The organism is Cupriavidus sp. UBA2010 (genome assembly GCF_002335265.1).
Taxonomy (GTDB): Bacteria; Pseudomonadota; Gammaproteobacteria; order Burkholderiales; family Burkholderiaceae; genus Cupriavidus; species Cupriavidus metallidurans.
In genome coordinates this window covers 314,410-340,831 of sequence record NZ_DDCI01000020.1, presented here as the reverse complement: position 1 = coordinate 340,831, position 26,422 = coordinate 314,410, and the positions used below count along the sequence as shown (strand labels likewise).

The 26,422-nt window shown below is 63.6% G+C and carries 20 protein-coding genes; 11 read left to right on the top strand and 9 right to left on the bottom strand.

Features of this window, described 5'->3' with window-relative positions; translation table 11 throughout:
* The 3 genes from B2246_RS16115 to B2246_RS16105 all read right to left on the bottom strand — a co-directional run bounded on the left by B2246_RS16115 (window position 1) and on the right by B2246_RS16105 (window position 5,420).
* Complete coding sequence (locus tag B2246_RS16115) at window positions 1–747, bottom strand: hypothetical protein (protein WP_186426196.1); 747 nt, start codon at window positions 745–747, stop codon at window positions 1–3.
* A 57-nt stretch (window positions 748–804) separates the two neighbouring features.
* Window positions 805–3,966, bottom strand: a complete 3,162-nt coding sequence (locus B2246_RS16110) for an autotransporter outer membrane beta-barrel domain-containing protein (RefSeq protein ID WP_234707060.1) — start codon at window positions 3,964–3,966, stop codon at window positions 805–807.
* Window positions 3,967–4,529: 563 nt separating this feature from the next.
* Window positions 4,530–5,420 (bottom strand): LysR family transcriptional regulator, encoded by an 891-nt coding sequence (locus B2246_RS16105; protein WP_008645272.1) that lies wholly within the window; start codon window positions 5,418–5,420, stop codon window positions 4,530–4,532.
* A gap of 108 nt (window positions 5,421–5,528) precedes the next feature.
* On the opposite strand from B2246_RS16105, the gene B2246_RS16100 reads away from it, so the two are divergent.
* The 7 genes from B2246_RS16100 (at window position 5,529) to B2246_RS16070 (ending at window position 13,815) form a co-directional block, all read left to right on the top strand.
* A complete protein-coding gene (locus B2246_RS16100) occupies window positions 5,529–7,082 on the top strand; it encodes an AMP-binding protein (protein ID WP_035883980.1) in 1,554 nt (517 codons plus the stop codon).
* A 10-nt stretch (window positions 7,083–7,092) separates the two neighbouring features.
* Window positions 7,093–8,268: an acyl-CoA dehydrogenase family protein gene (locus B2246_RS16095; RefSeq protein WP_286881890.1), complete on the top strand. Its 1,176-nt coding sequence runs from the start codon at window positions 7,093–7,095 to the stop codon at window positions 8,266–8,268.
* 100 nt (window positions 8,269–8,368) lie between these two features.
* Window positions 8,369–9,367, top strand: coding sequence for a tripartite tricarboxylate transporter substrate-binding protein (locus B2246_RS16090; RefSeq protein ID WP_186426193.1), 999 nt, complete (start codon window positions 8,369–8,371; stop codon window positions 9,365–9,367).
* Between the two features lie 314 nt (window positions 9,368–9,681).
* Window positions 9,682–10,035 carry a PepSY domain-containing protein gene (locus tag B2246_RS16085; protein ID WP_017512555.1) on the top strand — a complete coding sequence of 118 codons (354 nt, stop codon included), beginning with the start codon at window positions 9,682–9,684 and terminating at the stop codon, window positions 10,033–10,035.
* A 5-nt stretch (window positions 10,036–10,040) separates the two neighbouring features.
* The gene (locus tag B2246_RS16080) at window positions 10,041–10,712 is read left to right on the top strand and encodes a response regulator transcription factor (protein WP_186426183.1); all 672 of its coding nucleotides are present in this window, start codon (window positions 10,041–10,043) and stop codon (window positions 10,710–10,712) included.
* Window positions 10,709–12,055, top strand: coding sequence for a sensor histidine kinase (locus B2246_RS16075; protein WP_017512553.1), 1,347 nt, complete (start codon window positions 10,709–10,711; stop codon window positions 12,053–12,055). Before B2246_RS16080 ends, B2246_RS16075 begins: the two co-directional genes overlap by 4 nt.
* A 239-nt stretch (window positions 12,056–12,294) precedes the next feature.
* Window positions 12,295–13,815 carry an aldehyde dehydrogenase family protein gene (locus B2246_RS16070; protein ID WP_008642488.1) on the top strand — a complete coding sequence of 507 codons (1,521 nt, stop codon included), beginning with the start codon at window positions 12,295–12,297 and terminating at the stop codon, window positions 13,813–13,815.
* A 58-nt stretch (window positions 13,816–13,873) separates the two neighbouring features.
* On the opposite strand, the gene B2246_RS16065 is transcribed toward B2246_RS16070, so the two are convergent.
* Complete coding sequence (locus B2246_RS16065; RefSeq protein WP_286881892.1) at window positions 13,874–15,838, bottom strand: sigma-54-dependent Fis family transcriptional regulator; 1,965 nt, start codon at window positions 15,836–15,838, stop codon at window positions 13,874–13,876.
* 287 nt (window positions 15,839–16,125) lie between these two features.
* On the opposite strand from B2246_RS16065, the gene B2246_RS16060 reads away from it, so the two are divergent.
* The gene (locus tag B2246_RS16060) at window positions 16,126–17,001 is read left to right on the top strand and encodes a lysozyme inhibitor LprI family protein (protein WP_234707059.1); all 876 of its coding nucleotides are present in this window, start codon (window positions 16,126–16,128) and stop codon (window positions 16,999–17,001) included.
* A gap of 31 nt (window positions 17,002–17,032) precedes the next feature.
* On the opposite strand, the gene B2246_RS16055 is transcribed toward B2246_RS16060, so the two are convergent.
* Window positions 17,033–18,526 carry a bifunctional aminoglycoside phosphotransferase/ATP-binding protein gene (locus B2246_RS16055; protein WP_286881893.1) on the bottom strand — a complete coding sequence of 498 codons (1,494 nt, stop codon included), beginning with the start codon at window positions 18,524–18,526 and terminating at the stop codon, window positions 17,033–17,035.
* A gap of 457 nt (window positions 18,527–18,983) precedes the next feature.
* On the opposite strand from B2246_RS16055, the gene B2246_RS16050 reads away from it, so the two are divergent.
* The 3 genes from B2246_RS16050 to B2246_RS16040 are packed head-to-tail and all read left to right on the top strand — an operon-like array spanning window position 18,984 to window position 22,195.
* On the top strand, window positions 18,984–19,538 hold the full coding sequence (locus B2246_RS16050) for a hypothetical protein (RefSeq protein WP_286881894.1): 555 nt from the start codon (window positions 18,984–18,986) through the stop codon (window positions 19,536–19,538).
* Window positions 19,535–20,281: an acetoacetyl-CoA reductase gene (gene phbB / locus B2246_RS16045; protein WP_286881896.1), complete on the top strand. Its 747-nt coding sequence runs from the start codon at window positions 19,535–19,537 to the stop codon at window positions 20,279–20,281. The genes B2246_RS16050 and phbB overlap by 4 nt, the downstream gene beginning before the upstream one ends.
* Window positions 20,282–20,284: 3 nt before the next feature.
* Complete coding sequence (locus B2246_RS16040) at window positions 20,285–22,195, top strand: PHA/PHB synthase family protein (protein ID WP_008642497.1); 1,911 nt, start codon at window positions 20,285–20,287, stop codon at window positions 22,193–22,195.
* Window positions 22,196–22,302: 107 nt separating this feature from the next.
* Here the strand turns inward: B2246_RS16040 and B2246_RS16035 are convergent, their stop codons facing one another.
* The 4 genes from B2246_RS16035 to B2246_RS16020 form a co-directional block, all read right to left on the bottom strand.
* Window positions 22,303–22,731 carry a TOBE domain-containing protein gene (locus tag B2246_RS16035; protein WP_008642498.1) on the bottom strand — a complete coding sequence of 143 codons (429 nt, stop codon included), beginning with the start codon at window positions 22,729–22,731 and terminating at the stop codon, window positions 22,303–22,305.
* A gap of 212 nt (window positions 22,732–22,943) precedes the next feature.
* The gene (locus B2246_RS16030; RefSeq protein WP_008642499.1) at window positions 22,944–24,005 is read right to left on the bottom strand and encodes a 3-keto-5-aminohexanoate cleavage protein; all 1,062 of its coding nucleotides are present in this window, start codon (window positions 24,003–24,005) and stop codon (window positions 22,944–22,946) included.
* A 24-nt stretch (window positions 24,006–24,029) separates the two neighbouring features.
* Window positions 24,030–24,929: a TauD/TfdA dioxygenase family protein gene (locus tag B2246_RS16025; RefSeq protein ID WP_008642500.1), complete on the bottom strand. Its 900-nt coding sequence runs from the start codon at window positions 24,927–24,929 to the stop codon at window positions 24,030–24,032.
* Between the two features lie 420 nt (window positions 24,930–25,349).
* Entirely contained in the window at window positions 25,350–26,417 is a 1,068-nt protein-coding gene (locus tag B2246_RS16020) for a porin (RefSeq protein ID WP_008642502.1), read from the bottom strand.
* Between the last annotated feature and the right edge of the window lie 5 nt (window positions 26,418–26,422).

Sequence of the window (26,422 nt, the reverse complement as noted above, 5' to 3'; positions counted from 1 at the left end):
TTACTCAGCCACGAAGCGTTGCCACGCGCCGGTTTCCTGACACACGCCAACCCTTTCGCCATGCAGTCGGACTTGCTCTTCGTCCAGATCGAGCGCGGTCGATACGTCGCTGTCGAACGCGATCCTGAGCGCCCGTGCCACGTGGGCATTCTCGATAGGCAGTTCCCAGGTCAGGAAAAGCTGGGTGCAATCCTGATTCGTCGGAAAGTCGGCGGCGTTGAAACGGCCGCTGCCGCGTGGAATCACTGCGTGAGGCTGGCAGGTATCGAAGATCAGCACCGTGCCGCGCTGCAACGGAATGCGAAGATCCAGCAAGGGGAAATGGACGTCCTGTCCCTTGTCCTCGCTCAGGAAGAGATTGCAGAATGCGGCGCCGCCATACTGGTCGCCGTCATGGTGATACCGCGCCCCGCGACAGACCATAAGCGCGACATCGCTCGCGGCCAGCACTTCGGGCAGGCCGAGCGTGCTTGTCCAATCCGAGACGGCGCGCACGCAGCACGAATAATCCGACCAACGCGCGCGTGCTCGCGCCAGGGGCATGACCTCGACATCCCCCACTTCCAGGTTCATGTGATGTGAGATTTCGCGCGCCCAGTCTGCGGTCAGCCGGGCGGGGGGCTCTGGAATGTCGACGGTGCCGGAGAGCACGACGTCACTCACGCGCCGGCTGCGAATGGCGTCGCCACTCCAGTAGTAGGCGGTGAGGGAATCCTGAAGATGAGGTTGCGGGTGGCTGCGGCTCATAGGCTGCAGTGTAATGCGTTAGCCGGGGCCGTGGGGACGGCCCCAACTGTGGAAACGCTACCAGGTGTACTTCACGCCCACACGAAGCGCGTACTGGTAGAAGCTCTGCGCGCCCCACGCCCCCGACACATTGGTCCATCCAGTCCAGCGCTTGCTGAACTGGGCATTGGCACCAATCTTCACCTCGTAGCGGTTGCTCGGATACATGCTGCCCAGCGGGAGTTCGTTGAACGAGATGTTGCTGGATACACCGGTGTGCCACCAGTTCAGCGTCAGGTAAGGCTGCCACGTGGTCTTGCCTTCCTCGCGCACATACGTCCGGTGAAACCGCACGCCCAGGCGCGAAATCCAGCCGTGGGAGTTCGCCCCGTTGATCTGGGTGCCGTTGGGCTCGGTGATGTTGTCTTCGTTGTAGCCCACGTAGATCAACTGGCCCTGCGGCTCGACGATCCAGTTGCTGCGCGTCGGGATGGCGTAGCCGGTCTCGCCCGAGACGGCCCAGCCGGTAGCGTTGTAGCGCACGGTCGGCAGCAGTTGGCCTTCGACGCGATTGGCGAACCAGCCGTACTGGAACCAGGTGTCGACGTAGGCGCCCAGCTTCTGCTCGTCGTTCTGGTACCACGTGCCGTAAGCGCCAACGCTCCAGCCCTCGACCTTGCCCTTCGCGCTGAACGGGTTGCCCCGGGCGTTCGCATCGGTGCTGGCAAAGCCGTAGCTACCCATCACGCCAAGGTGCCCGCGATCGTTGCCGTCGTCGCGGAACAGCTTCCACTTGGCCAGTTCGGCGCCGCCGTGCAGCAGGAAGGAATCGGTGCTGGTCTTGAAGACGCCGTCGGCGCTATGGCTGCCCTCCCATTTGCCGACCATGCGCAACCAGCCGGAGCGGGGTTTGTCGTCGGCACGGTCGAAGCCTTGTTCCTCGACATACTGCGGCTCGCCCAGGCGGTCGTGCAGGCTGTGGACGAACATCTGGCCGGCCAGGCGCTGATTGGCCAGATAGGCGGCCACTTCGGGGCGGTACAGTGGATCCGGCGTTGGTGGCGCGGGGGGAGAGGGCGGTTCCGGTGGCGCGGGCGGCGTGGGCGTCTGATCGGAACGCAGGTACCACGAATTCGCATCCGTGCCGTCGTTGGCGCCACGGAACAGGCGATACTCGTAGGCACCCGCGACGGCACGGCCATCAAGCGCGAACGCTCCGGCGGCGGTGGTGCCGCCATTGGTCGCGTTCACTACCTGAATGCCGTTCGCCACGGTCAGCGCGCCGGCGCCTCCGGCATTGTTGATGCGCAGTTTCGAACTGCCGGTTGCCGTGCCGCCATCGACAACGAGCTTGTCCGACGGCGCGCCGTCGCTTGCCAGTACCGTGTTGAGCGCGATGGTGCCGTTACCGCTGTAGTTCTGCACCGTCAACGTCTTGAACGTATTGTTGACCGGCGCAGCGAAGATGATCTGGCTCGGGTCATTGACCAGCGTGGACAGATTAGAGTTGTCGGTGAGGTTCCAGGTGCTGTCCTTGAGCGTCAGGTTGAACGTGGATCCGTCCTTGCGCGTGGTGGCTCCGGTGAACACGGAGCCGGGCGTCATTGTGAGGTTGATCTGTGCGTTGTTCTGCGATTGCAGATTGGCGATCACATTGAACAGGCCCGTACCTGAAATGCTGGAGTTCGCGCTGCCCAACACACCGAAGGCACTCTGGTCGGCCAGGCGGATCGTGGCGCCGTTGAGGACAACGGTACCGGCCTGATCGGCGAACACGGCGTGGGCGCCGCTGCCATTAGTCGTGATCGAGGTCGGACCGGAGAGCTGGATAGTGCCGTTGTAGGTAGCGGGCGAGGTCTTGCCAGAGGCATAGACGCCGTACGCATTCGCGCCGCTGGTAGTGATGGTTGCGCCGTTCTGAATGTCAACCAGGCCACCAATGCTGCGGACACCGCCCGAGGTCGCCTGCGTCGTGTTGACAGTCAGCAGCCCCTTGAAGGTGGTGGTCCCGCTCAGCGCGCTGTTGACGCCCCAGGCGCCAACGGTTTCGTTGGAACCGGCGGCGGACCCTGGCCTGTACCACGTCACGCTTCCGCTGCCTCCAGTCGTGTTGACGTTGACCGGCCCTTGAAACGTCATGGTCCCGCTATTGCTGTCGTTGTAGATGCCATGGGCGGCAGGGCCGCTGGTGGTGATCGTGACCGGACCGCCAAAGGTCATTGCAGATCCACCACCGGCGATCCGGCTGGCGCTGGTATTCCAGATGCCGTACGCGGATTCATAGGTGTACGAGAGGAAACTGCTTCCGACCGGCGTGATGCCGCCCACCGTGTTGATCGTAGTGGCGCCCGTGACGTTCAACGTCCCCAGAATCCCGCGAATCCCCGCAGAGCCGACTCCCGAAGCGCCGGCAACCGGATTCACGCCGGTTTCAATCGACAGGTCGCCGTTGAGTTGTACGGTTCCCGCATCGAGTCGTATCCCGAATCCCTGGTCTCCATATGTATGAATGGCGGAGTTCCCGTTCGCGGTAATGGTGCCGCCGCCGACGCCGGTCCACATCCCGTATCCGCGCCCCTGGCTTGCTGCCAGCTGCGAGTTGCCCGTGATGGTGACGGCTCCGGAATCGGCCCGCAGGGCGGCCGCTTCATTGACGTTGTTGATGCCTGAGTTCTGGCCGTTGATCAGTGAAATCTGTATCGGCTGCCCCTGGCTGTTAACGTTTGCAATGGCGTTTGCGGCGGCCGCGTAAATCCCGGAGCCTGCCACGCTATCCACATTGATCGTTAGCGCGTTGTTGGCGTTGAAGGTGCCGCCGCTGTTCACGCGAACGCCGTTGTAGAACGTGTTGGCAGTGCCGCCCGGCAGCGCGTTGATGACCGTGCTGCCATTCGTCGTGACGGTGCCGCCATCGACGAAGATTGCACCCGCGTTGCCGGTGGCGACCGTACTACTGATGTTTGCCGCCCCAACTGTTACCGAGCCGGCCGATGACGTATGAATTCCACCCTGACCGCCGGTCAGGGTGACGGTGTCGGCCGAGATGCTGGAGCCGCTTCCGGAAGCATCGAACACGTACCCACTGCTGCCGTTGATGCCGAAAGTGGACGTGCCTGTGAACGCGACGCTGCCACCGCCGGTAGCCTGTACCGTGGGAGTGCTCGACCCGGCGGGGATCGTGCCGGAGATGCTACTGCCGGTATAGGTCACGCCAGGTCCTGTGGCGCGGATGATCGCCACGCTACTGGCAGAGGTTCCGTAAGCGTGATTCGGCGTATCAACGAAGGTATTTCCCTGGCCAACACCCTGAATAAAAACCTGGGCGATGGCGGGCTCGTATTGCATCAGCAAAAGCACTGCCACCGCCGCAGACGTTGCCTTCAGTCTCGGCCTTCTATGTCGGGAGGAAATTGGGATCGATCTGATCGTCATGCTCTCTCCAGTTAGTCGACTTGCTGATGGTCCGAAAGCGAGCCCGTGCGAGACGGGGAGACTATTGCCGGGGTCTGAAGGCTCCGGAGAGGCGGGTCCCGCGACACGTGGCAAAGATCGTGTTGATGGAGCGCCTCATGCAGATTAGTGTCGTAAAGGAATATTTTTGTGTGAAACTTTTAATATCTTGATATTAATATTTTATTTTAATTTATGATTATTGATCCACGTGAGGGCGGGGTGTCAAATCCAGCAATCAAGCCGAATCTCTGCCGTGCAATCCGATCGTGGGCGACGGATTAAATGCCGGAATTACGAAAATCTGATTTTTGAGATTTAGTTATTCGACATGGTTTTCGCGTGGCGATCGCTCATTGCATCCGCGCCTCGAAAATGCCGATCATGCGCAGGGCCAGCGGCGAGAGATAGGCACCCGCCCGCGACATCACGCCCACCCGTCGGCCCAGGTCTAGGGCATCAGGCCGCAGTGCGATGGGGCGCAGGCCCGCCTGGGCGCCATTGCTGGTTGATCCCGCGATGCAGAGCATTTCGGTGCCGCGCACCAGATCGAAGAGGGCCGTGCTGCCGAAGTCGGTCTCCACGCGCAGGATCGGCGCGGGCAAGCCCAGTTCCGTAAAGGCGGCGTCGATCTGCTGGCGGATCAGCACGTGCGCGCTAGGCAGCAGCCACTGCTGGTCGGTCAGGTCCGCCAGCGTCAGGTTGCGTCGTCGTAGCAACGGATGATTCTCGTCGGCCACCACCGCCAGGCGATCGGTGAACAGCTCACGCGATACCAGGGCCGGGTTTGCCTGACGCGGCAACGGGGCGATGGCCAGGTCGAGTTCGCCGGCCTGCAGCAGGTCCATCAACTCGCGCGCCACACGCATCGTCAGGCGCAGCCGTGCCACTGGCCGCTCGCGAATCAGTTGCCGGCACGCGCCCAGCACCAGCGCATTGGGCATCGACGGGGAATAGCCGAGGCGCAGCATCCCTTGTTCGCCGGTCTGGATGCCGCGCATTTCCTTGATCGCGTCTTCATATTCCAGCCGGATCCGGCGTGCCCGTTCCAGAAAGACCGCTCCCGCCTGCGTGACGCGCATACCCAGCGTCGTGCGTTCGAATAGCGGTACGCCCAGTTGCGCCTCCACGCGCTGCACGGCCTTGGTAAGTGCCGGCTGGGTCATGTCCAGCGCCTCGGCGGCACGCCCGATGCCACCGTGGGCTTCTACAGCCAGCACGTATTCCAGATCGCGAGTCTCCATCGCACATTCCTGATGTTTATGACTTTATTCCAGTAAATGCATTGTAGTGATGCCCGTCATCTTACAGACTGGGCGCACAAACACCAGACAAGTTGCAAGGAGACATGCATGACGTTCGCCTACTTCCTCAGGCGCGCCGCTCGTTACTGGGGCGATAGTCCGGCCGTGCTGTACCGGGATCGCGTGCTGACCTATCGCCAGCTCGACGAGCGTTCCACGCGGCTGGCGAACGCGCTGCTGGCACTGGGCCTGACCCGTGGCGACCGCGTGGCGATCCAGGCGCGAAACTGTCCGGAGATCGTGGAGATCGAATGCGCGCTGTACAAGGCCGGGCTGGTCAAGGCCGCGCTGAATCCCCGCTTCACCGCCGAAGAGGCGTCGGATGTCGTGGAAAACTGCACGCCACGCGTGATGATCGTCGGCCCCGGCTATACGCGATACCAGCGGGAATCGCGCGGGTTCGGCTGCGTGGAGCATTTCTTTGCGATTGCCGGGGCGGAGGGCCAGTACGGTGCCTATGAAGCACTGATCGATGGCGGCGCCACCACCGCCATCGACTATGTGCCGCAGCCAGACGACATCGCCGTGCTGCATTTCTCGTCGGGCTCCACCGGCAAGATCAAGGCAGCGATGCAGAGCTATGGCAACCGGCTGGCGTCGATGCGCAAGATGATCCTGGGCATGGATCGCCCTGCACGCCCGGGCGATCGCCTGGCGCTGATCGGGCCGATTACCCATGCGTCTGGCATGTTGATGCAGCCGTATCTGTTCCTTGGCGCCACGCTGGTCCTGTTCGAGAGGTTCGAGCCCGCGCACTTCCTGGCCGAGGTGCCGCGTCTGAACCTGACGCACGTGTTCATGGTGCCGGCGATGATCAACCTGCTGCTGGCCGAGCCCACACTGGCCACGGCAGACCTGCGTTGCCTGAAGACGCTGGCCTACGGCGCCGCGCCCATGGCGCCCGCACGCATTCGCGAGGCGTGGGAACGCATCGGTCCAATCCTGTCGCAAGGCTACGGCGCCAGCGAATCGACGTCCGGCGTTACCCGGCTATCCACGGCGGATCATGCCGAGGCACTCGCGCGGCATCCAGAGCGGCTGGCATCGTGCGGTCGCGCCATGGGGGAAACCGAAGTGCGGGTCGTCAACGAACGCGGTGAGGAGGTCAGCGACGACGAGATCGGCGAACTCGTGATTCGTGGCGAGGATGTGTTCCAGGGCTACTGGGGCGAGCCCGGTCTCACCAGCGAAGTACTGATCGACGGCTGGCTGCACACCGGCGACCTGGCGCGTGTGGATGCCGATGGCTACCTGTACCTCGTCGATCGCAAGAAGGACATGATTATCTCCGGCGGCTTCAATGTGTACCCGACCGAGGTGGAGGCGACGCTGTACCAGCATCCGGACGTCATGGAAGCCTGCGTGATCAGTGTGCCCGACGAAACCTGGGGCGAAAGCGTCAAGGCCGTGGTGGCGCTGTGGCCGGGCCGGCAAGCCAGCGCATCGGAGTTGATCGGCCATTGCCGCGCGCGCATTGCCGACTACAAGTCGCCGCGCACGGTCGATTTCGTGGCCGAACTGCCCAAGAACGCAAGCGGAAAGCTGGCGCGCAAAGTCGTGCGGGAACAGTACTGGGTGGGCGCCAGCCGCCGCGTCAATTAAGGGACACATCATGTTCGATCACCTGACCAACCCCGTGCTGCTGGAAACGCGCGCGGCGATCCAGCGCTTCATCGACGAGGAACTGCGGCCGCTGGAGCGCGAGCTGGATCTGGGCGCGGAAGACGCGTGGCCGCGCGAGGTGCTGCGCAACGTCTGGCGCCGTTCCAGCGAACTCGGGCTCTACGCGGCCTGCCTGCCCGTGGAACTGGGCGGCAAGGGTCTCAATATCGCGGAGCAGTGCGCGCTCAAGGCCGATCTGGCTGCCAGCGGGGCGGTGCTGGCGCCGCACGTGCTGGGCGATCTCGGCGGGCCGCCGCGCGTGGGCAACATGCTCAAGTACGCGACGCCCGACCAGATCGAGCGCTACTTCCAGCCGGTAATTCGCGGACAGAAGTCCACGTGCTTCGCGCTGACGGAGACGCATTCTGGTTCGGATGCGCAGAGCATTCGCACCAGTGCCGTCGTAGATGGCGATGATCTCGTCATCAACGGCGAGAAGCACTACATCAGCGGCGCGCCGTTCGCGGACTTTGCCATCGTGATGTGCGTGACCGATGCCGCCACCGCGCCACCGTCGATTACTGCGGTCCTCGTCGACCTTGATCTGCCGGGCGTGACCGTCAGTACCGAGTACGTACCGATGTCGGGTCAGCATATTGACGGCGATATCCGCTTCGAGAACGTGCGTGTGTCGCGTGCGAACATCTTCGGTGGCGAAGGGCGTGGCTTCAAGCTCGGCATGTCGCGTATCAACGTCAACCGGCTGTTGCATTGTCCGTCGATGCTGGGGCTGGCCACGAGTGCCTACAAGGCGTCAGTACAGTACGCAGGCACGCGCCGCCAGTTTGGTGGCCCGATCGCGCGTTTCCAGGCCATCCAGCACATGCTGGCCGATATGGCCGCCGCGCTGTGGGCGTGCGAGAGCATGATCGCGCAGACTGCGATGCTTGCCGATGCCGGCGCCGACCTGCGGATGAAGGCGGCGGCGTGCAAGCTGTTTGTGTCAGAGCGCTGCTTCGAGGTGGCCGACAAGGCGGTGCAGATTCACGGCAACGTGGGCGTGACGCGCGGCCATCCGGTGGAGCAGACCTGGCGCAAGCTGCGCATGTTCCGCATCTTCACGGGCACCAGCGAGATCCAGCGGAATACGGTCGCCAAGGCGATTCTGGATCCCACTGGGGCATGACCAACTGGCCTGATCGGGTCTGACCTGACCGACGGGCCTCAACGCATTTGCGTGGCGACATTGCGATACAAGACAATGCGCCGCATGACAGGAGACAAGCATGAATCGTCGTCAGTGGTTTGCCACAGCAGGCGCCGTGGCCGGTGCCACGGCCTTGAGCGGCATGATGAGCCGCGTGGCCAGCGCAGCCGCGCCCTATCCATCGCGCCCGATCCGGCTGATCGTGCCGTTCATCGCGGGAACCGCGCCCGACTCGATGGCCCGCACAATCTCCGCCGAACTGGCACCCGTGCTGGGCCAGCCGCTGGTGGTGGAAAACGTCGGTGGCGCGGGCGGCATCATCGGCGCTCGCGCGCTGAAGCGTGCCGAGCCGGATGGCTACACGCTCGGTGTGCTGGCCAACCAGCACGTGATCAACGTCCACCTGTATCGTGACCAGCCGTATGACGCGACCAAGGACTTCACCGCGATTTCGGCGCTGTCCGGCGGCCCGGTAGTGTTGGCCGTGCCGGCCTCGTCGCCATACAAGACAGCGCGTGACCTGATTGACGCAATGCGCCGGCAGCCAGATGGCTTGAACTATGGATCGGGCGGAAAGGGCAGTGTGTCGCACCTGGCAGTGGAGTCGCTGCTCCACCAGACGCGAACCAAGGCGGTTCACATCCCCTACAAGGGTGCCAGCGAAATCGTGACGGCGATGATGAGTGGGCAGACGCAGTTCGGCATGCCCGTTCTATCGACAGCGGCACCGTTCCTGCGTAACGGACAGCTTCGTTCGCTGGCGGTGTCGTCAGCCGCGCGGTCGATCTATTTTCCCGACGTGCCGACGCTGGCGGAATCGTTGCCGCCAGGCTTCGTGCTCGACAACTGGAGCGGCCTGTTTGCCCCGGCTGGCCTGCCAGCGCCGCTGACGAAGAAGTTGTTCGATGCCATGGCCGCATTGCAGGCCAGTGGGAAACTCGATGCGTCGATGAAGGCAAACGCGGGAGAGATTCGCAGGAGCGCATCGCCCGCCGAATTCGCGCAGATGGTAGCCGCGGATAACGCCCGCTACGACAAGCTCATCGGCGAGATCGGGATGCGGGGGGAGGTGGGCTGAGACATCCGGCAGCCCGCACGGGCGGGCACCGATGGCACGCGACATCATTGCCACGCTCGGCGCTTGAACCGGGGTGACCGGATCTCCGGTCAGCGGGAAAGCGTGCTGTACCAGAAGGGCAGTGCCGCGGCGGCCATCGCCACGGCCAGCGGGGCGAGTTGGACCAGGCCGGCGAGCACTGCGTGTAGGGCGGATCGTTGTGACATGGCGGCGACGGAGTGAGAATGTCGTGGCATCATGCGCTGTCGAGCCTGAACCGCGCCTGAGCGCGGCGTTCAGCTTCTGTTCAGGCTTGCCCCCGCAACATGCGCCCCATGAATGCCTTGACACGCTGGCTGCGCCCCGCAGCGCACATCCTGATCCTCGTTGCCGCGCTCGGCCCTTTTGGCGCCGCCGGCATCGCCCATGCCGATACCGATGCCGACCGCGCCCGCGAGGCGCTGCGCTCGGGCGAGATCCTGCCCCTGTCCCATATCCTCGAGACCGTTTCGAACCAGTACACGGGCGATGTCATCGACGTCAAGCTGGACCGCGATGACGGGATATGGACCTATGAAGTCAAGCTGCTGCTGCCGAACAGCGCGGTGGCCAAGCTCAAGTACGATGCCCGCAACGCGCGCCTGTTGAAGGCAAAGGGGCATGACCTCGACAAAGCCCGCAAGCCCTGACGACGATGCGCATCCTGCTGATCGAGGACGAAGCCACACTGGCGCGCCAGCTTGCCGATACGCTGTCTCAGGCAGGGTATGTGGTGGACCACGCGTCAGATGGCATCGACGCCGAGCATCTCGGTACCGAGAATCCCTATGATGCGGTCATTCTCGACCTGGGCCTGCCCAAGCTCGATGGCCTGACCGTGCTCAAGCGTTGGCGCCAGGCCGGCAACGGCGTGCCGGTGCTGATTCTGACCGCGCGTGACAGCTGGGTGGAAAAGGTGGAAGGCATCGACGCGGGCGCGGATGACTATCTCACCAAACCGTTCCGTGCCGAGGAACTGCTGGCCCGTATCCGGGCGCTGATCCGCCGTTCCACCGGCCATACCTCGCCCGTTCTCGTCTGCGGGCCCGTCGCGCTGGCGCCTGCCACCGGTCAGGTCAGCGTGGACGGATCGCCCATCATCCTTACCGCCCACGAGTACAAGGTGCTCGACTACCTGATGCACCACCAGGGTGTGATCGTCAGCAAGACCACGCTGACCGAGCATATCTACGCGCAGGACCACGACCGCGACAGCAATACCATCGAGGTATTCGTCGGTCGCCTGCGACGCAAGCTGGGCGTCGATGTCATCGAAACGGTGCGTGGCCTCGGATACCGGCTGCGTCCGCCGGAACACGGCGCATGAAGCGGCCCACCATCGCGGGCCGGCTGCTGCTGATTGCCACGCTGTGGGTGGTCGGCACGTTGTGCGCCACGGGCTGGGTGCTCGATACGCTGTTCGGGCGCCACGTCGACAAGACTTACGTGACCGAGCTGGACCGGGACCTGACCAGCCTTGCCGCCGCGCTCGAATGGAATGGCCACGGCCAGCTGGAACTGACGCGCCAGCCCGCCGATCCGCGCTTTGAACGGCCATACTCGGGCGCCTACTGGCAGGCCGCGTCGGGCACGCAATCGCTACGGTCGCGGTCGCTGTGGGACATCGATATCCCCACGACGATCGAGCGCAAGATTCCGGCGGGAGACGCCGATATCCGGAACGGCCCGGAAGGCCAGTCGCTGCTGGTGAAGTCCCGCAGGCTGCAATTGACCGGGGATGACGCGTACGTCCAGATCACGGTGGCACTGGATCGCACCGAACTGCGGGACGCCAAACGGTCGTTCCGGCATCTGTTGTGGCTGTCACTCGGCATCCTTGGTGTGGGCATTCTCGGCGCCGTCTGGGCGCAGATCCGCTTTGGGCTGGCGCCGCTGAGCCGCTTGCGCGCGGCGGTGGCAAAGCTGCATGGCGGTGGCGACCCCACGTTGCAGGGCGTATGGCCGGCCGAAGTGAAGCCTCTGGTCGATGAGATCAACGCGCTTCTCAAACGCAATCACGATGCCGTGGAGCGGTCGCGCCGGCAGGCGGCGGATCTGGCCCACGCGGTCAAGACGCCGCTGGCGATCCTGGCCAACAGCGCCACGGCCTTGCCCGGTCCGCTGTCCCAGAGCGTGCTGCAGCAGGTGGACGCGATGCGCCAGCAGGTGGATCGGCATCTGTCCCGGGCCCGCGCGGTGGGTGCCGCCGGCGCGGGCGGGCGGAGCGTTGCGATCCGCCCGGCGGTCGAGGAACTGGCCCGCGCGCTTGTGCGGCTTCATGCGGGCAAGCCGATTGAAGTGAGTGTGGAAGGCAATGCCGACTTCTTCGGTGACAGGCAGGATCTTGTCGAGATGCTCGGCAACCTGCTGGACAACGCCTGGAAATGGGCGAACACGCATATCCGCGTGACGCTGGTATCGCAGGAATCGGAGATCGAGATCTGCGTCGACGACGATGGCCCGGGTATGCCCGCAAGCTCCATGCATCAGGCCATGCAACCCTTCTCCCGGCTGGACGAATCCGTCGAGGGCAGTGGGCTGGGCCTGTCTATCGTGCGCGATATCTGCGCGATGTACGACGGGGTGTTCGAACTGAAGCGCTCCTCGCTGGGCGGTCTGGCCGCGCGGATGCGATTCCCGGCCGCAGGTGCGACGCCGTCGCAGCGCTGAGCCGCTAAGCCGCCGAGCCGCTGAGCGGTGAGGGCGGTAGCCACCGACTGTTGATCCCTGGAACAGCCGGTGTTCCATTCTTGAACAGTCTCTCTCGTTGCCACCGCGGTGTATCGACCGGATTCCGGCTTGAGCGGGCCACGACGGAAGGTGGCCCGGGTTTTGCAGATAACGCATGGACGCCACGCAGAATCAGACCAGAACGCTGGCGTCGTCACTCATCCATCAGGAGACAGTCCATGCGTTACGCCCATCCCGGCACCCCCGGCGCCATCGTTTCGTTCAAGCCGCGCTACGGCAACTTCATCGGCGGCGAGTTCGTGCCGCCTGTCAAGGGCCAGTACTTCACCAACACCACGCCGGTGACCGGTGAGGCGATCGCCGAATTTCCGCGCTCGACCGCCGAGGACATCAACCTTGCGCTCGATGCCGCCCACGCCGCGGCGGGCGCCTGGGGTCGCACCGCTGTACAGGACCGCTCGCTGATCCTGCTGAAGATTGCCGACCGCATCGAACAAAACCTCGAACTGCTGGCCGTCACCGAGACGTGGGACAACGGCAAGCCAGTGCGCGAGACGCTCAATGCCGATATTCCGCTGGCCGTGGACCATTTCCGCTACTTCGCCGGCTGCATCCGCGCGCAGGAAGGCTCGGCGGCCGAGCTGAACGAGCACACCGTGGCGTACCACATCCACGAACCGCTGGGCGTGGTGGGCCAGATCATCCCGTGGAACTTTCCCTTGCTGATGGCGGCATGGAAGCTGGCGCCCGCGCTGGCTGCTGGCAACTGCATCGTGCTCAAGCCGGCCGAGCAGACCCCGCTGGGGATCAACGTGCTGATGGAGCTGATTGGCGACCTGCTGCCGCCGGGCGTGCTGAACGTGGTGCACGGCTTTGGCAAGGAGGCCGGAGAGGCACTGGCAACCAGCAAGCGCATTGCCAAGATCGCTTTCACCGGGTCGACCCCCGTCGGTTCGCACATTCTCAAATGCGCGGCCGAGAACATCATCCCTTCGACCGTGGAGCTGGGAGGCAAATCACCCAACATCTACTTCGAGGACATCATGCAGGCGGAGCCGAGCTTCATCGAGAAGGCGGCCGAGGGGCTGGTGCTGGGGTTCTTCAACCAGGGCGAGGTGTGCACGTGCCCGTCGCGCGCGCTGGTGCAGGAATCCATCTACAACCGCTTCATGGATGCCGTGATGACCAAGGTGGCCGCCATCAAACGCGGCGATCCGCTCGACACCGAGACCATGGTCGGCGCGCAGGCGTCCGAGCAGCAGTACAACAAGATTCGCGGCTATCTGGACATCGCCCGGGAAGAGGGCGCCGAATGCCTGGTCGGTGGCGATGTGGAGGTCATGCCCGGCAGCCTTGCCAAGGGCTACTACATCAAGCCGACGCTGCTCAAGGGCCGCAACGACATGCGCGTGTTCCAGGAGGAAATCTTCGGGCCGGTCATCGCCGTGACCACATTCAAGGATGAGGCGGAGGCCGTTCGGATCGCTAACGACACCGAGTACGGATTGGGCGCGGGGCTGTGGACGCGCGACATCAACCGCGCCTACCGTGTGGGCCGCGCCATCCAGGCGGGGCGTGTGTGGACCAACTGCTACCACCTGTATCCCGCTCACGCTGCTTTCGGCGGGTACAAGAAGTCGGGCGTGGGCCGCGAGACCCACAAGATGATGCTCGACCACTACCAGCAGACCAAGAACCTGCTGGTCAGCTACGACACGCAGCCGCTGGGCTTCTTCTGATCTCCTTCCGATGGCTGACGGGGGCGGATGCTTCCGCTCCCGTCATCGGGAAGGGTGGTCAGTCGCTTTGCGGCGGCAGGCCGCCCGCTTCCTCGATTCTGCGGTAGACGGTATTGCGTGAAACGCCGAGCGCCTTGGCCGTCGCCGAGATATTGCCGTCGTGGGCCTTCAGCGCAGTCAGGATGGCCATGCTTTCGATGTCGGCGAGCCGACTGGGGCGAGTATCGTTTCCGTTCGGCTCCGCCGCGTGTCGCGCGCGCCAGTCTTCGAGGAAGTCGTCAGGCAGGTGGTCTTCCGTGATTTCAGGCGATCCCTCGGCCATCAGTTGCGCGGTGCGTAGCAGGTTGGCAAGCTGGCGGATATTGCCGGGCCAGTGGTAGCTGCGCAGCATCCGTGTCACTGGTTCGCTGAGCGGCAGCGCATTCGCATGGTCCTGTTGCAGCAGCCTCTGCGCCACGGCATCCAGGTCGTCACGCTCGCGCAACGCCGGCAGACGCACCACGAATCCATTCAGGCGGTAATACAGGTCCTCGCGGAACTGGCCGCTGGCCATCATCTCGCGCATGTTACGGTGCGTGGCGCAAACCACGGCGACGTCGACCTGAACCAGCTTGTTGCTGCCCAGCGGCGACACCGTACGCTCCTGTAGCGCGCGCAGCAGCCGCGCTTGCAGATGCAGTGGCATATCGCCGATCTCGTCGAGGAACAGTGTGCCGCCATTGGCCAGCACCATCTTGCCGATGCCGCCCTTTTTTCTCGCGCCCGTGAATGCCCCCTCTTCGTAGCCAAACAGTTCGGACTCGATCAATGCCTCGGGAATCGACGCGCAGTTGACGGCGACGAATGGCCCGGCGCGACGCGGGCTGTCGGCATGGATGGCACGGGCCAGCAACTCCTTGCCGGTGCCGGTCTCGCCCAGCACCATGATCGGAATGTCCTTGCCGATGACCTTGCGCAGCTTGCCGATGACGCTCTTGATCTGGGTGTCGCCAGTATCGAGGGCATCCAGACCGTCTGGCTGCGACGTCCCGTTGCCCGGTCGGCGGGCTGGCGTTGTATCGCGCTGGCGGGCCACATCGCGGTTTATGGTGGCGCGTGCGATCTGGCTGGCGGGCCGCTTCCACTCCACGCGCGCGTACACCTTCACGCCACTCTGCAGCTGCAATTGGACGGTGCCGGCGGGCGCGCCGCGTACCGAGTCGATCAGTTGGGGCATCGACATGCCGAACAGCGATGAGAAGGTATGCGCCTGCAATGCGCCAATCGACAATTCCAGCTGGAAGACGCCGCTCCGGTTGGCGGAGAGAAAGCGCCCGGTGGGCGTGAAAGCGGCGATGCCTTCGACCAGTGTGCCGATGAACTCTGGCCGCGAGTGGAAGTGCACGCACACCACGTCCTGAAAGGCATTGGCGAACAACTGGTTCTCGATCATCTGCGCCGACATGCGCACCAGGGCCATGGTGTGCTTGTGAAAGCCGCGATGATCGCCGGTGACGTCGAGCGCGCCGACGGTCCTGCCGTACGGGTCGAGGATCGGCGCGCAGGAGCAGGTGAGGAACCGGTTGGCTTCCAGGTAGTGCTCGGCGGCGTGGACCAGCGTGGGCCGGCCCTCGGCCAGCGCCGTGCCGATGGCGTTGGTGCCCCGGCTTTCCTCGGACCACAGCGCGCCCGGCTGCAAGGCCACCTTGCTGGCCTTGGCCAGGAAGTCATCATCGCCAAGCGAATGCAGGATCAATCCAGCCGAGTCGGTCAGGATCACCATGCTTTGCGTGTTGACGATCTGGTTGTGGAGCGTCTCCATGACAGGCAGCGCGTGGGTGAACAGCGACTGGCTGCGCTCGATCTGCGTTTTCAGCTCGCTTGGCCGCGCGGGGAAGAATTCGGGCGATTCATGAGGCCGCAGGCCATACGATTTCGAACGCTCGTGCGCTTGGGCGATCAGTCCGGGCTGATCGGTCTCCGGGGCCTCACTGGACGTGCCGCCTCGCGAAGCGCGCCCGGCGGCGGCCACGTGGGAAATCATGGATGTCTCCTTTAAGTCGCCCCGTGTCCGCGCGCGTCTGGCCGGGGGATCGCCCGCAACCGCGCAGGCGAAGTGACGCCGCAGGCTGTGGACACGCACACATTACCCTAACTCGGCGCCGAATGGCGTCCGGATAATCCATGGCGGACTGGCGGCAACCGCGGCGAGGCGCCGCGAAGCCGCATGCGCTCGGGAGACGGATTCGAGGCTATGCTGTCCGCTTTCCAGGGAGATGGCGAATGCGAGGCATCGTGGGCCAGGCAAGCAATAACAGTGCGGCGCGATCCGTGCTGCAGCGGCTGCTGCCGTGGCTTTGCTTGGTCGCGGTGCTGGCTGCTCCCGGCGTGGCTGCGGCAATGGGCTTCAGGATCTACTACCAGCCACAGCTCAACATGAAAATGGTGGTCGGGGAAGGACGGATCGACGACGGTGATGCAAAGCGGTTTCAGTCAGCAGTGAAACGGGCCGATCGCGACGACGAAGGGCTCGTCGTGTTCATCCTGGACAGTCCGGGTGGCAATGTCGAGGCCGCCTTCCGCATGGTCGACGTCATGGACAAGGCGCGCATCTATACCGTGGTCCCCAATGGCGCGAAATGCGCGTCCGCCTGTGCGTCGATCCTGTTCGCCTCGGGGGCACGTCGAAGCGTTGTCGGGAGCGGCATGCTGGGCTTCCATAGCTGCTACCGTCACGAGGGCAATACCTATGCAGAGGACTCGCTCTGCAATGAGATCATCGCGGCAAACGCAATGCTGAGAGGCGTCAGCCACGCGGCCATCAATCGCTTCGTTGACAAGTATGGCGCTACCGAAATGGCCTGGGTCGGCCCGAACATCGCTTGCAAGTCGCTGCAGGGGCTATGCAAGCCAGGGCGATTGGAAGGGCGGAGCGGCGCGAAGGATGCGCTTGCCCGGAGCTTTGGCTGCAGCAAGCTGACATCCGTCGCGGGGCAGCTCATATGCGGAGATGCGGAGCTGACCCGCGCCGACGACCAACTGGCGCGGATCTACGATCAGAAGATGAAGACATCGAGCAACAGGGCGCGGCTGCGGGCGGACCAACGGACGTGGCTCCGCGATTCACGCAACGTCTGTGTGGACAAGGCCTGCCTGATGCGGAGCTATCAACGCCGCATTGACGAACTGCAGCGAGTGCGGTCGTAGGGACGGCAGGGCGATGCCAATGCCGATGGCACTAGCCCGGGTGATCGGCGGGCACCACGTGGATGCGTTCTTCCGTGGTCAGCGGGTCATGCGCGCGCAATTGCAAGGCAAGCACGGCCAGATCCGCATCCGATGGGTCTTGGCGTGCCTGTGCCCGGGCGACGATGCGCGCGCGCAAGGTTTCGACTGGCGCTTTGCAATCGACGATGAAGAACCGTACTCCCAATCGACGTGCCTGATTTGCGAAGCGGGCGCGCTGGTCATGCGAGAGGAATGTCGCATCGGCGATCATCGGAAAGCCTGCCGTGCAGCCCAGCCTGCAAATGGCCAGCACGCGATGATACGTGCGTGCCGTCACACTGTCCGAATACCTGGCTTCCTGCTGCGCATTTGCGTTGCGCAACCGCTTGCGTTCCACGTCGGAGCGGACGCGCACCATGGCGCGTGTTTCGCTCATGGTTGCCGCGACGGTCGATTTCCCGCTACCGGAGAGGCCGTGCATCACCCACAGGGGGGCGGCGGGCAACGTCAGAAACTGGAACGCCAGATTCAGCAGGGCGCGGCATTCGACGTGTACGAGATCAAGCGCAGTGCTTTCGACGTGGCGTTGCCGGGCACGCTCCAGTCGCACGCGCGCGCGTACGAGCGCCCGCATGGCGACGTAGAACGGCAGCACTGCCAGCCCGGCATAGTCGCCATGGCGCTCCAGATAGCCGTTGAGCAACCGATAGGCAAGGTCCGGCCGGCCGTGGTGCAGTAGATCCATGAACGGGAATGCGATATCGCTGGCCGTGTCGATCCAGCGCAGGCGCGGTTCGAACTCGAGGCAGTCAAAGGGCGTCGGATTGCCGTCGAGCAGGACGATGTTGCCCAGGTGCAGGTCGCCATGACACTCGCGAACATGGCCGTGGTGCAGTCTCGCCTGAAATGCGTCTTGTAGTGCCGCAACCCGTGCGCGCGCGGCGTTCGCGACGCGGTCTGTCATGTTTCGGTCGAAGGTCAGCCGCGCCAGGCCGTCCAGGCATTCTTCAAGCGTGGCGTCGATACTGGCCGGCGTGCCGAAGCCTTCGTGTGGGGCAGCGCGCGGTTGCGCACCATGAAAGATCGCGATGTCCCTGGCGAGCGCGTCGATGTGATCCGGCCCCAGGCGGCCTGCGCCGATCATGTCGATGAGTAGATCGTGCTGTGCGAACCGTCGCATCCTGACCGCGTACTCCAGCGGTGTGCCCCTGCCACCGACGACGACGGCGCCCGGGGTTTCGCCCGCGACGATTGGCAGAACATCAAGGTAAAGCGCCGGGGCGAAGCGGCGGTTCAGGCGCAGTTCTGCCTCGCAGTCAGCGTGCCGGGCTTGCGGGGTCGAGAAATCCACGAAATCGAATTTGACGGGCTTGCGGACCTTGTAGGCGAATGGCCCCGCCAGGAACACCCGCGAGATATGCGTTTCGATGACCTGAACGTCCTGAACCGGCGGGGGATATGCACTGGGTTGCAGTAAGGCGTAGGTCAATGCTGCGTCATCCATGCGCGCTTCCTTATTCAATGCCCTTGCGTTCTTGTATCTCAGCGTAGTGGGAAGAGGGGCAGCAAGATTGATTCGCATCAATTTAAGGGGGCGTAGGTGGATGCGGTTGGATCAGACGATCCCCAGACTTTCCGGTAGCACGGCAGGTTGCATGTGCATAGCGTCCCCACTTCCATACGAGGCCGGAATGGAGGCCTGCGCGCTCCACAAGCCGGAGATCGAATCGGCGGCGCGGGAGCTATTCGACTTGACCGGCGCGTTCGATACAGGAATCGGCCAAGTTTAGTGCATTCAAGTGCAACCCTTTGGGTAAAAGGGTGTCGGACTTTCTGCAATGTTCGATGGATTTCTACATTCCCGTCAAACTTGACATACGTCAATTGGTGGCCTAGCCCTATGCCTAGACTCGATCGAATGACGGATCGTCACCCCATCACGTCAACTCAAGGAGATAGCAATGGCAATGCTCCGTTCTGCGACCACCGATCCGATGCTGGATGCGGCCCGTGCGTTTCTCGAGAACAGTTACAAGTTCGCGGCGCTTGCGGCTGAAACCCGCCGCAACCTGATCGAGACCCATCTGAAGAGCCTGGAGCATCGCCTGACCGCGATGCATAGTGCGCAAAGCCGTATGGCGGGGGTGGCCGATTGGGCCTCGTTGCAAGCCGCGCAGGCACAGACACTGACAGATCAGGCAGAGGCCCAGGCCGCGCTGGCACGGGCCTACGGCAAGGTCCTGGTCGAAGCGACGTCGGCGTGGCTTGAGCAGTGCCGGGAATGTGGCAGTGACTGGGTGAAGCGAGTCGAGACCACCAGCGAGACGGCAAGGGGCAACGGCAACGTCAATGGCGCTGCTGCTGCGGTGCTCGATCCGCTGTCCGCATCCCTGGCCGAGTTCTACGAGCGACTCGGAAAGATGACGCCGTTTGGGGTGGTACCGCCCAGCGAGTCCGCCACGACTGCGACCAGCGCCGCCCGCTCGCGCTCCGCCAAGGGCGGTGCGACATCATGAGCTCCGGACGCATTGCGGTAGTGACGGGCGGTATGGGCGGTCTGGGCGAAGCCATCGCCGAAAGGCTGCTGAGCGACGGATTTCGCGTGGTCGTCACGCATTCGCTTGGCAATGATCATGTCGCGACCTGGCTGCGCGAACACAGTACGCAGCAACGCGAGCTCGTGGCCTACCCGGTGGATGTCGCCGACTTCGAATCCTGCCAGCAATGCGCGGCCAGGATTCTGTCCGAGGTGGGCCCGGTGGATGTCCTGATCAACAATGCCGGCATCACGCGCGATTCGACCTTGCGCAAGATGACGCACGAAGCCTGGCGCGCCGTGATGTCCACGGACCTCGATTCGGTGTTCAACATGAGCAAGCCTTTCTGTGAAGGCATGGTGGAGCGTCGCTGGGGCCGGATCGTGAATATCTCGTCGATCAACGGCTCGAAGGGCGCGTTTGGCCAGACTAACTATGCCGCGGCCAAGGCAGGCATCCACGGATTCAGCAAATCGCTGGCGCTGGAGCTGGCCAGCAAGGGCGTGACGGTCAACACCGTTTCTCCCGGCTATCTCGATACGAAGATGGTGAGGGCAGTGCCGCAGGACGTGCTCGATCAGCACGTGATTCCTCAGATTCCGGTCGGCCGCCTGGGCCAGCCGAAAGAAGTGGCCGCGCTGATCAGCTACCTCTGCTCGGACGATGGCGCGTACGTGACCGGCGCCAACCTTGCCATCAATGGTGGCCAACATATGGATTGAACCATGCGCCCCAAGAAGCCAGTCGCCCTCGAACACGCCACGGATACGCTGATCGAACAGGCCCCGCCCGCCAAACGGGCGAAGGCCACCTCACCCAAGCCATCGACATCAACCCCTTCGGTTCCGGCTGCACGGAAGGCTGCCGTATCGGCACCGGCAAAATTGGCGCCGGCGGCTTCCCCTGCTCCGGCGGCTGCTACCTGCCCGGAACCCCAGCCGCTGCGGCCCGACGTCGCCTATGACGAACAGGTCAGGGCATTGCTCGCCTCGATGACCGGTGGTGTTTCCTTCGGGTCGCTGGCGCTAGCCTGGACCGACTGGGCCATGCATCTGGCAGCTTCGCCAGGCAAGCGCTGGCGGGCCGCGCTGCAATGGCAGGCCACGGCCGCCGCCGAGTATTCGCTGGCGCCGCCGTTCATGCCGCGTCCGCCGGTCGTCACCGATCAGCGCTTTTCCGCGCCGGGCTGGGAAAACTGGCCGTACTGCGTCTTGCGCGATGGCTTCCTGCGGCTTGAGTCCTTGTGGATGGCGCTGACCAGCGACATCGACGGGCTCTCTCCGCATCATCAGCGGATCGCGGCGTTCTGCGCGCGCCAATGGCTCGACATGATGTCTCCCAGCAATGTCTGGTGGATGAACCCGACGGTTCTGGATGCCACGATGCAGACGCGGGGCGCCAACTTCGTTCGCGGCGCCGGGAACTTCGTCGAGGATCTCTATGACGCGGTCGGCGAGCGGCTGCATCTGCCGATCGGGCGGCTGCCGCACGCGTATGTGGTGGGTCGCGATGTGGGGCTCACGCCGGGGAAGGTCGTCTACTGCAATGATCTGTTCGAGCTGATCCAGTACAGTCCGACTACCGATTCCGTGTATCGCGAGCCGGTCATGATCGTGCCGTCGTGGATCATGAAGTACTACATCCTCGATCTTCAGCCTCAGAACTCGATGGTGAAGTACCTCGTGGACCAGGGTCACACGGTGTTCATGCTGTCATGGCGCAACCCGGGCGCCGAGGCACGTGATACCAGCCTCGATGACTACCTCAAGCAGGGCCTGCTCACCGCGCTGACCACCGTGCGCGAGCGCTGCGGCCAGGAACAGGTACACGCCGTGGGGTATTGCCTGGGCGGCACGCTGCTGGCGATTGCCGCCGCGAAGCTGGCGCGCGACAAGGACGACAGCCTGCGCAGCGTGACGCTATTTGCAACGGAAACCGACTTCGACGAACCCGGTGAGCTTGGCCTGTTCATCGATGACAGCGCGTTGTCGACGCTCGATGCGCTGATGCGCAAGCAGGGGTACCTCGATGGCTTTCAGATGGCGCAGGCCTTCTCGATGCTGCGTGCCAGGGATCTGGTCTGGTCTCGGGTGCTGCGGGAGTACCTGCTGGGCGAGCGCGATCGCCCCAATGACCTGATGTCCTGGAACCGCGATACGACACGCCTGCCGTATCGCATGCATAGCGAAGTGCTGTCACGGCTCTTCCTCCGCAATGAACTGGCCGAAGGCCGGTTCTGCGTGGATGGTTACCCCGTGGCCATGGCCGATGTCGAGGCGCCGATGTTCGTGGTTGGCACCGAGCACGATCACGTGGCGCCGTGGAAATCCGCCTACAAGCTGCATCTGCTGACGCACAACGCGCTGACCTTCGTGCTGACGTCTGGCGGTCACAACGCGGGTGTTGTTTCGGAGCCGGGCCACAAGGGTCGCCGCTACCGTGTGGCCACCCGGGCGCCGAACGGTGAATACAAGGATCCAGATCGTTATGCCGAAGAGGCCACCAGATATGACGGTTCATGGTGGCCGTGCTGGCACGAGTGGCTGGCCGAGCAGTCCTCGGGCCGCTGCGCGCTACGCGACTCCGCGCCGGGTTCGCTCCGGGATGCGCCCGGCGAGTACGTCATGCAGGGCTGATTGCCGATTGCTGATCGCTATGGCAAGGCCCATGCTCCGGTGGACGGCATCGTCACCGGAGCTTTTTTCATGTTTCCGCTGACCGTTCTGGTCGCGCGGAAGTCGGCTCAGTTGTCCACGCCAACGATCACGCTCGATGCCTTGAACATGGCTGCTGCCGGCTTGCCGACAGCCAGGCCCAGCCGGTCGACGCTTGCGTTAGTAATGATTGCGGCGACGGCCATGCCGTTGTCACCTGTGATTGTCACGTCGGCATTGACGGCGCCCTTGGTCAGATTCGTGACCTTGCCTTGCACGAAGTTGCGGGCCGAAACCTTGGTGGCATCCGCATCGACCATCACGATGACGGACGTTGCCTTGACCAGCGCGACGACCTTGGCACCGGTCTTCAGGCCCAGGCGGGCGGCGCTGTCGTGTGTGACGGTGGCGACGATCTGCTGGCCACCGTTGATGGCAATGATGATCTCGTCGTTGACGGCGCCAGCCGTGGCTTGTGCAACGACACCGGAAAACTGATTGCGCGCGCTGGTCTGCATACCCGTTACCCCAGGAAGGAAAGTTGTCGATCTGGGGAAGTTTGCGCGGATCGGTAGGTCGTGACAAGGTGCCGGTGCGTATGACACCTATCACCCAGTGGGAATTACCGCGTTGCCGGAGTCACTTGCAATCCGTGGGACGACCAATGCCCCGACTGCCAGGTCGGCTGTCGGGGCATTGGCGAGCAGGATGGCCCTAGGGTCTTAGGGCCTTAGCGGCGTGCGTGCTGTGTAAAGCCTACCTGGCCGGGTTTGCGGTTCGGCGCGAAGCCGTTCTCCGCCAACGTCTCGTTGGCACTGTCGTAGAACGTCCCGATCTTGTAGATCTCGCGCGCTTCCTTCGCGTTGGCGACATCCCGGCCGAACTCGCGCGAGATGCGCACGAGCTGCTCGATCTGCTCGACTGTGCCGATCTTGCGGTCGCGTCGCTGCGCCCAGAGGTTGTCCTCGATGCCGCAGCGCACATGCAGTCCCATGGCAATCGCCATCATGTTCAGCGGCAGCACGTTCAGCATCGACGTTTCCAGCGTCAGCACCGAGCCGTTCGGGCAAGCGCGCACGAAGTTGGCGAGGTTGTAGAGGTTAGGCGCCTCGAAGCCGCCGCCAATCGCCACCCAGGTCAGGATCAGGGGCACATTGCAGCTGCCCCGGCGCATCATCCGTTCCACCGTTTCCAGTTGCGCGATGTTGGCAAGCTGGAAGTGGGTCTGGATGCCGTTGATGCTGAGCCGGCGGATATGCTCCTCCACCCACTCCGGGCCGGCCGGAATCGTCATTTCGCGATAGGCGCGGTAGTTGGCCGGTTCGGCCAGCGACGTGCCCGCCACGTCGGCCGCGCACATCTGTTCCACCACGTTCATCTGGTTGGTGTTGATCGCGATGGTCACCTGGTCCGGCGTCGGCTTCAGCTCGGCCAGCATGTGGCGCGTATCGTCCGACAGCCACTTGGCCACGTCGCCCTCGGTCTCCGGCGCGAACGAGATCGATCCGCCCACCTGCAGGATCATGTCCGGCACGCGGGCACGGATGCCGGCCAGCAGTTCGTTGAACTTGGACAGCCGCTTGGAACCTTTGCCGTCCACTTCACGCACGTGAACGTGCAGCACGGTGGCACCGGCGTTATAGCAGTCCACCGCCTTCTGGATCTGCTGCTCCATCGTCACCGGGATGTCTTCCGGAAAATCGGAAGGTATCCACTCGGGCCCATACGGCGCGGCGGTAATGACGAGCTTCTGCTGGTTTTCCGGGAACATCGAACCGTCGATGAAATCCATGTCTCTCTCCGTGGAATTGAACGTTCAGGCCGTGGCCGGCTGCGCCGACTCTGCCTTGACTTCGCCTTCGCCGATGCCGAAGGGCTTGTCGCCGATGATGCCGGCGCGCTCCATCTTGCGATGGCACGGTGCGTAGTCCATCACCGCGTAGTGCTGGGTGCTCCGGTTGTCCCAGATCGCCATGCTGTTGGCCTTCCAGCGCCAGCGCACCTGGTACTCGGGAATAAATGCCTGGCTGATCAGGTAGCGCAGCAGTTCGCCCGCGCCCGGGTTGTAGTCCTGTCCGTAGCGCACGTGCGCGGGCGTATGAAAGTTGGAGAAGTGCGTGGTGAACGCATTGACGAAGAGGACCTTCTCGCCAGTCTCGGGATGGACCCGCACGACGGGATGTTCGGGGTCGGGGTACTGCGCCTTCAGCGCCAGGCGCTTCTCGATCGGCATGGCAGCACCGAAGCTCGCCTCGATGCTGTGCCGCGCGCGCAGGCCGGCAATCTGCGTCTTGATATGAGCGGGCAGGTTCTCGTAGGCGAGCACCATGTTGGTCCACATTGTGTCGCCGCCGATCTCGGGTGATTCCACGCAGCGCAGCACGCAACCCAGAGGTGGCGCCTCACGCCACGTGGCATCGGTATGCCAGGCGTTCTCGTAGCGATCCATCGGCTGGTCCGGCCGCTTGTAGATCTGCACGAGCCCCGGATGATCGGGATGGCTGCCGGCGACCGGGTGATCCTCGAGCTTGCCGAAGCGCTCGGCGAATGCCACATGTTCGGCGCGGGAGATGTCCTGGTCGCGCAGGAACAGCACCTTGTGTCGCAGCAGCGCGGCACGAATTTCGTCGAACAGGCCATCGTCATGAATCGCATCGGAAAGCCTGACGCCCACGAGTTCGGCGCCGATGCTGGCGGTCATTGGTTCGATGCGCATCAGCGTGCCTCCTCGAAGGTCACGGGTGCGCACTGGGTGGCGCGAGGGGGAACGCAAAGGGTATTGCGAAGGAAAATGCGAAAGGGAATGCCGGACGTTGCCAAGATCTGTCTCCTATCGTTTTGATGTGGTGATTCAACGCGCGTGGCGTTGGCATGAAGGTAGGAGTTGCGTGCACGCCAGACTTTGCATTTCATGCCATAAGCATTGCGTCTGATGACAGTGGCGAGGCTTGGTAATCCTCCGTTTGATACCGATCAAGGAAAACGGCGCCGCGGCAGGTCGCCATGTGCGTTGGCTGGTGGATCGCGCGCACGTCCTTCCCGGGCGATGGCAAACAAAAAAGGCCTCCGGAAGCCGGAGGCCAAGAACCCTCTTGCCCTCGCAAGAAAGTGTCGATGCTGCCGATCGTTCGGCGCTTCAGAACTTGTGGCGCACGCCGACCACCAGGCCAGTCTGGTCCTTGCCGGGAACGACGTTGGTCGGGCTGCCGCTCGGCGCGTTGAATCCGTTCATGCCGAGCTGGGAGTTGCCGCGATTCAGCGCGTAGCCGGCATTCATGTACACGTCCGTGCGCTTGGAGAATGCATAGTCCGCCGAGGCGACGAACATGATCGGGTCGGCCCCGGAGTTGCGCATGTTCGTGTAGTACGCCGCGCCGGTCAGCTTCAGCGCGGGCGTCACGCTGTAGCGCAGACCCGCCCAGTACAGATCCGAGCGGTCGGTCGGCATGGCGCCGACATTGCCGTTGTACCAGCGATAGCCGATGAAGGCCTTCGCCGGGCCGAAGGCGTAGCTCGCGCCGACCAGCATGCGGCGGTCCTTGCGTTCGGCGGTAGCAAGTGTGGAGCCCTGGTACTCGTCATATACCGCGCCGATCGCGAAGGAACTCACCTCATAGGCCAGCGAGATACCGAGATTGCGGTCGACGGTGTAGTTGCCGGGAACCTCTCCGCCGCCGGTTCGGCTGAAACTGTACAGGCCGCTGGCGGTCAGTCCGTTGAACGTGCCACGGTACTTGATCGAGTTGTCCGCGCGTCCGGCCAGCACGTCGTCACTCTTGTAGAGCGAGTACCGCGGCGCAAAGCCCATCGGGTCGAGCTGGATCGCAGTGTCATACAGCGGGGTGGTCTGGCGGCCCAGCGTGACGGTTCCGTACTTGCTGCTCAGACCTACGATAGAGGTACGATCGAACAGCCGGGTCCGGTTGTTCTGCGCACCGGTATCAACTGAAATACCGCTTTCGAGATCGAAGATCGCCTTCAGGCCGCCGCCGAGATCCTCGACACCACGAATGCCCCAGCGGGATGTGGACATGTTGCCGGACGCCATTCGTACCTGGCTGGCGCCGCCGTTGGCGGAAGGCACGTTGCTGAGGTACTCGATGCCAACGTCGGCGACCCCATAAAGCGTGACGCTGGATTGCGCGGATGCGGTGCCTGCAATCATCCCCAGGGTTGCCATCGCAACGCCGTGACGAACATTCATGAACT

Coding starts and splice junctions, on each gene's coding strand:
- B2246_RS16115 (WP_186426196.1), bottom strand. CDS start 747: ATGAGCCGCAGCCACCCGCAACCTCATCTTCAGGATTCCCTCACCGCC.
- B2246_RS16105 (WP_008645272.1), bottom strand. CDS start 5,420: ATGGAGACTCGCGATCTGGAATACGTGCTGGCTGTAGAAGCCCACGGT.
- B2246_RS16100 (WP_035883980.1), top strand. CDS start 5,529: ATGACGTTCGCCTACTTCCTCAGGCGCGCCGCTCGTTACTGGGGCGAT.
- B2246_RS16095 (WP_286881890.1), top strand. CDS start 7,093: ATGTTCGATCACCTGACCAACCCCGTGCTGCTGGAAACGCGCGCGGCG.
- B2246_RS16090 (WP_186426193.1), top strand. CDS start 8,369: ATGAATCGTCGTCAGTGGTTTGCCACAGCAGGCGCCGTGGCCGGTGCC.
- B2246_RS16085 (WP_017512555.1), top strand. CDS start 9,682: ATGAATGCCTTGACACGCTGGCTGCGCCCCGCAGCGCACATCCTGATC.
- B2246_RS16080 (WP_186426183.1), top strand. CDS start 10,041: ATGCGCATCCTGCTGATCGAGGACGAAGCCACACTGGCGCGCCAGCTT.
- B2246_RS16075 (WP_017512553.1), top strand. CDS start 10,709: ATGAAGCGGCCCACCATCGCGGGCCGGCTGCTGCTGATTGCCACGCTG.
- B2246_RS16070 (WP_008642488.1), top strand. CDS start 12,295: ATGCGTTACGCCCATCCCGGCACCCCCGGCGCCATCGTTTCGTTCAAG.
- B2246_RS16065 (WP_286881892.1), bottom strand. CDS start 15,838: ATGATTTCCCACGTGGCCGCCGCCGGGCGCGCTTCGCGAGGCGGCACG.
- B2246_RS16055 (WP_286881893.1), bottom strand. CDS start 18,526: ATGGATGACGCAGCATTGACCTACGCCTTACTGCAACCCAGTGCATAT.
- B2246_RS16050 (WP_286881894.1), top strand. CDS start 18,984: ATGGCAATGCTCCGTTCTGCGACCACCGATCCGATGCTGGATGCGGCC.
- phbB (WP_286881896.1), top strand. CDS start 19,535: ATGAGCTCCGGACGCATTGCGGTAGTGACGGGCGGTATGGGCGGTCTG.
- B2246_RS16040 (WP_008642497.1), top strand. CDS start 20,285: ATGCGCCCCAAGAAGCCAGTCGCCCTCGAACACGCCACGGATACGCTG.
- B2246_RS16035 (WP_008642498.1), bottom strand. CDS start 22,731: ATGCAGACCAGCGCGCGCAATCAGTTTTCCGGTGTCGTTGCACAAGCC.
- B2246_RS16030 (WP_008642499.1), bottom strand. CDS start 24,005: ATGGATTTCATCGACGGTTCGATGTTCCCGGAAAACCAGCAGAAGCTC.
- B2246_RS16025 (WP_008642500.1), bottom strand. CDS start 24,929: ATGCGCATCGAACCAATGACCGCCAGCATCGGCGCCGAACTCGTGGGC.
- B2246_RS16020 (WP_008642502.1), bottom strand. CDS start 26,417: ATGAATGTTCGTCACGGCGTTGCGATGGCAACCCTGGGGATGATTGCA.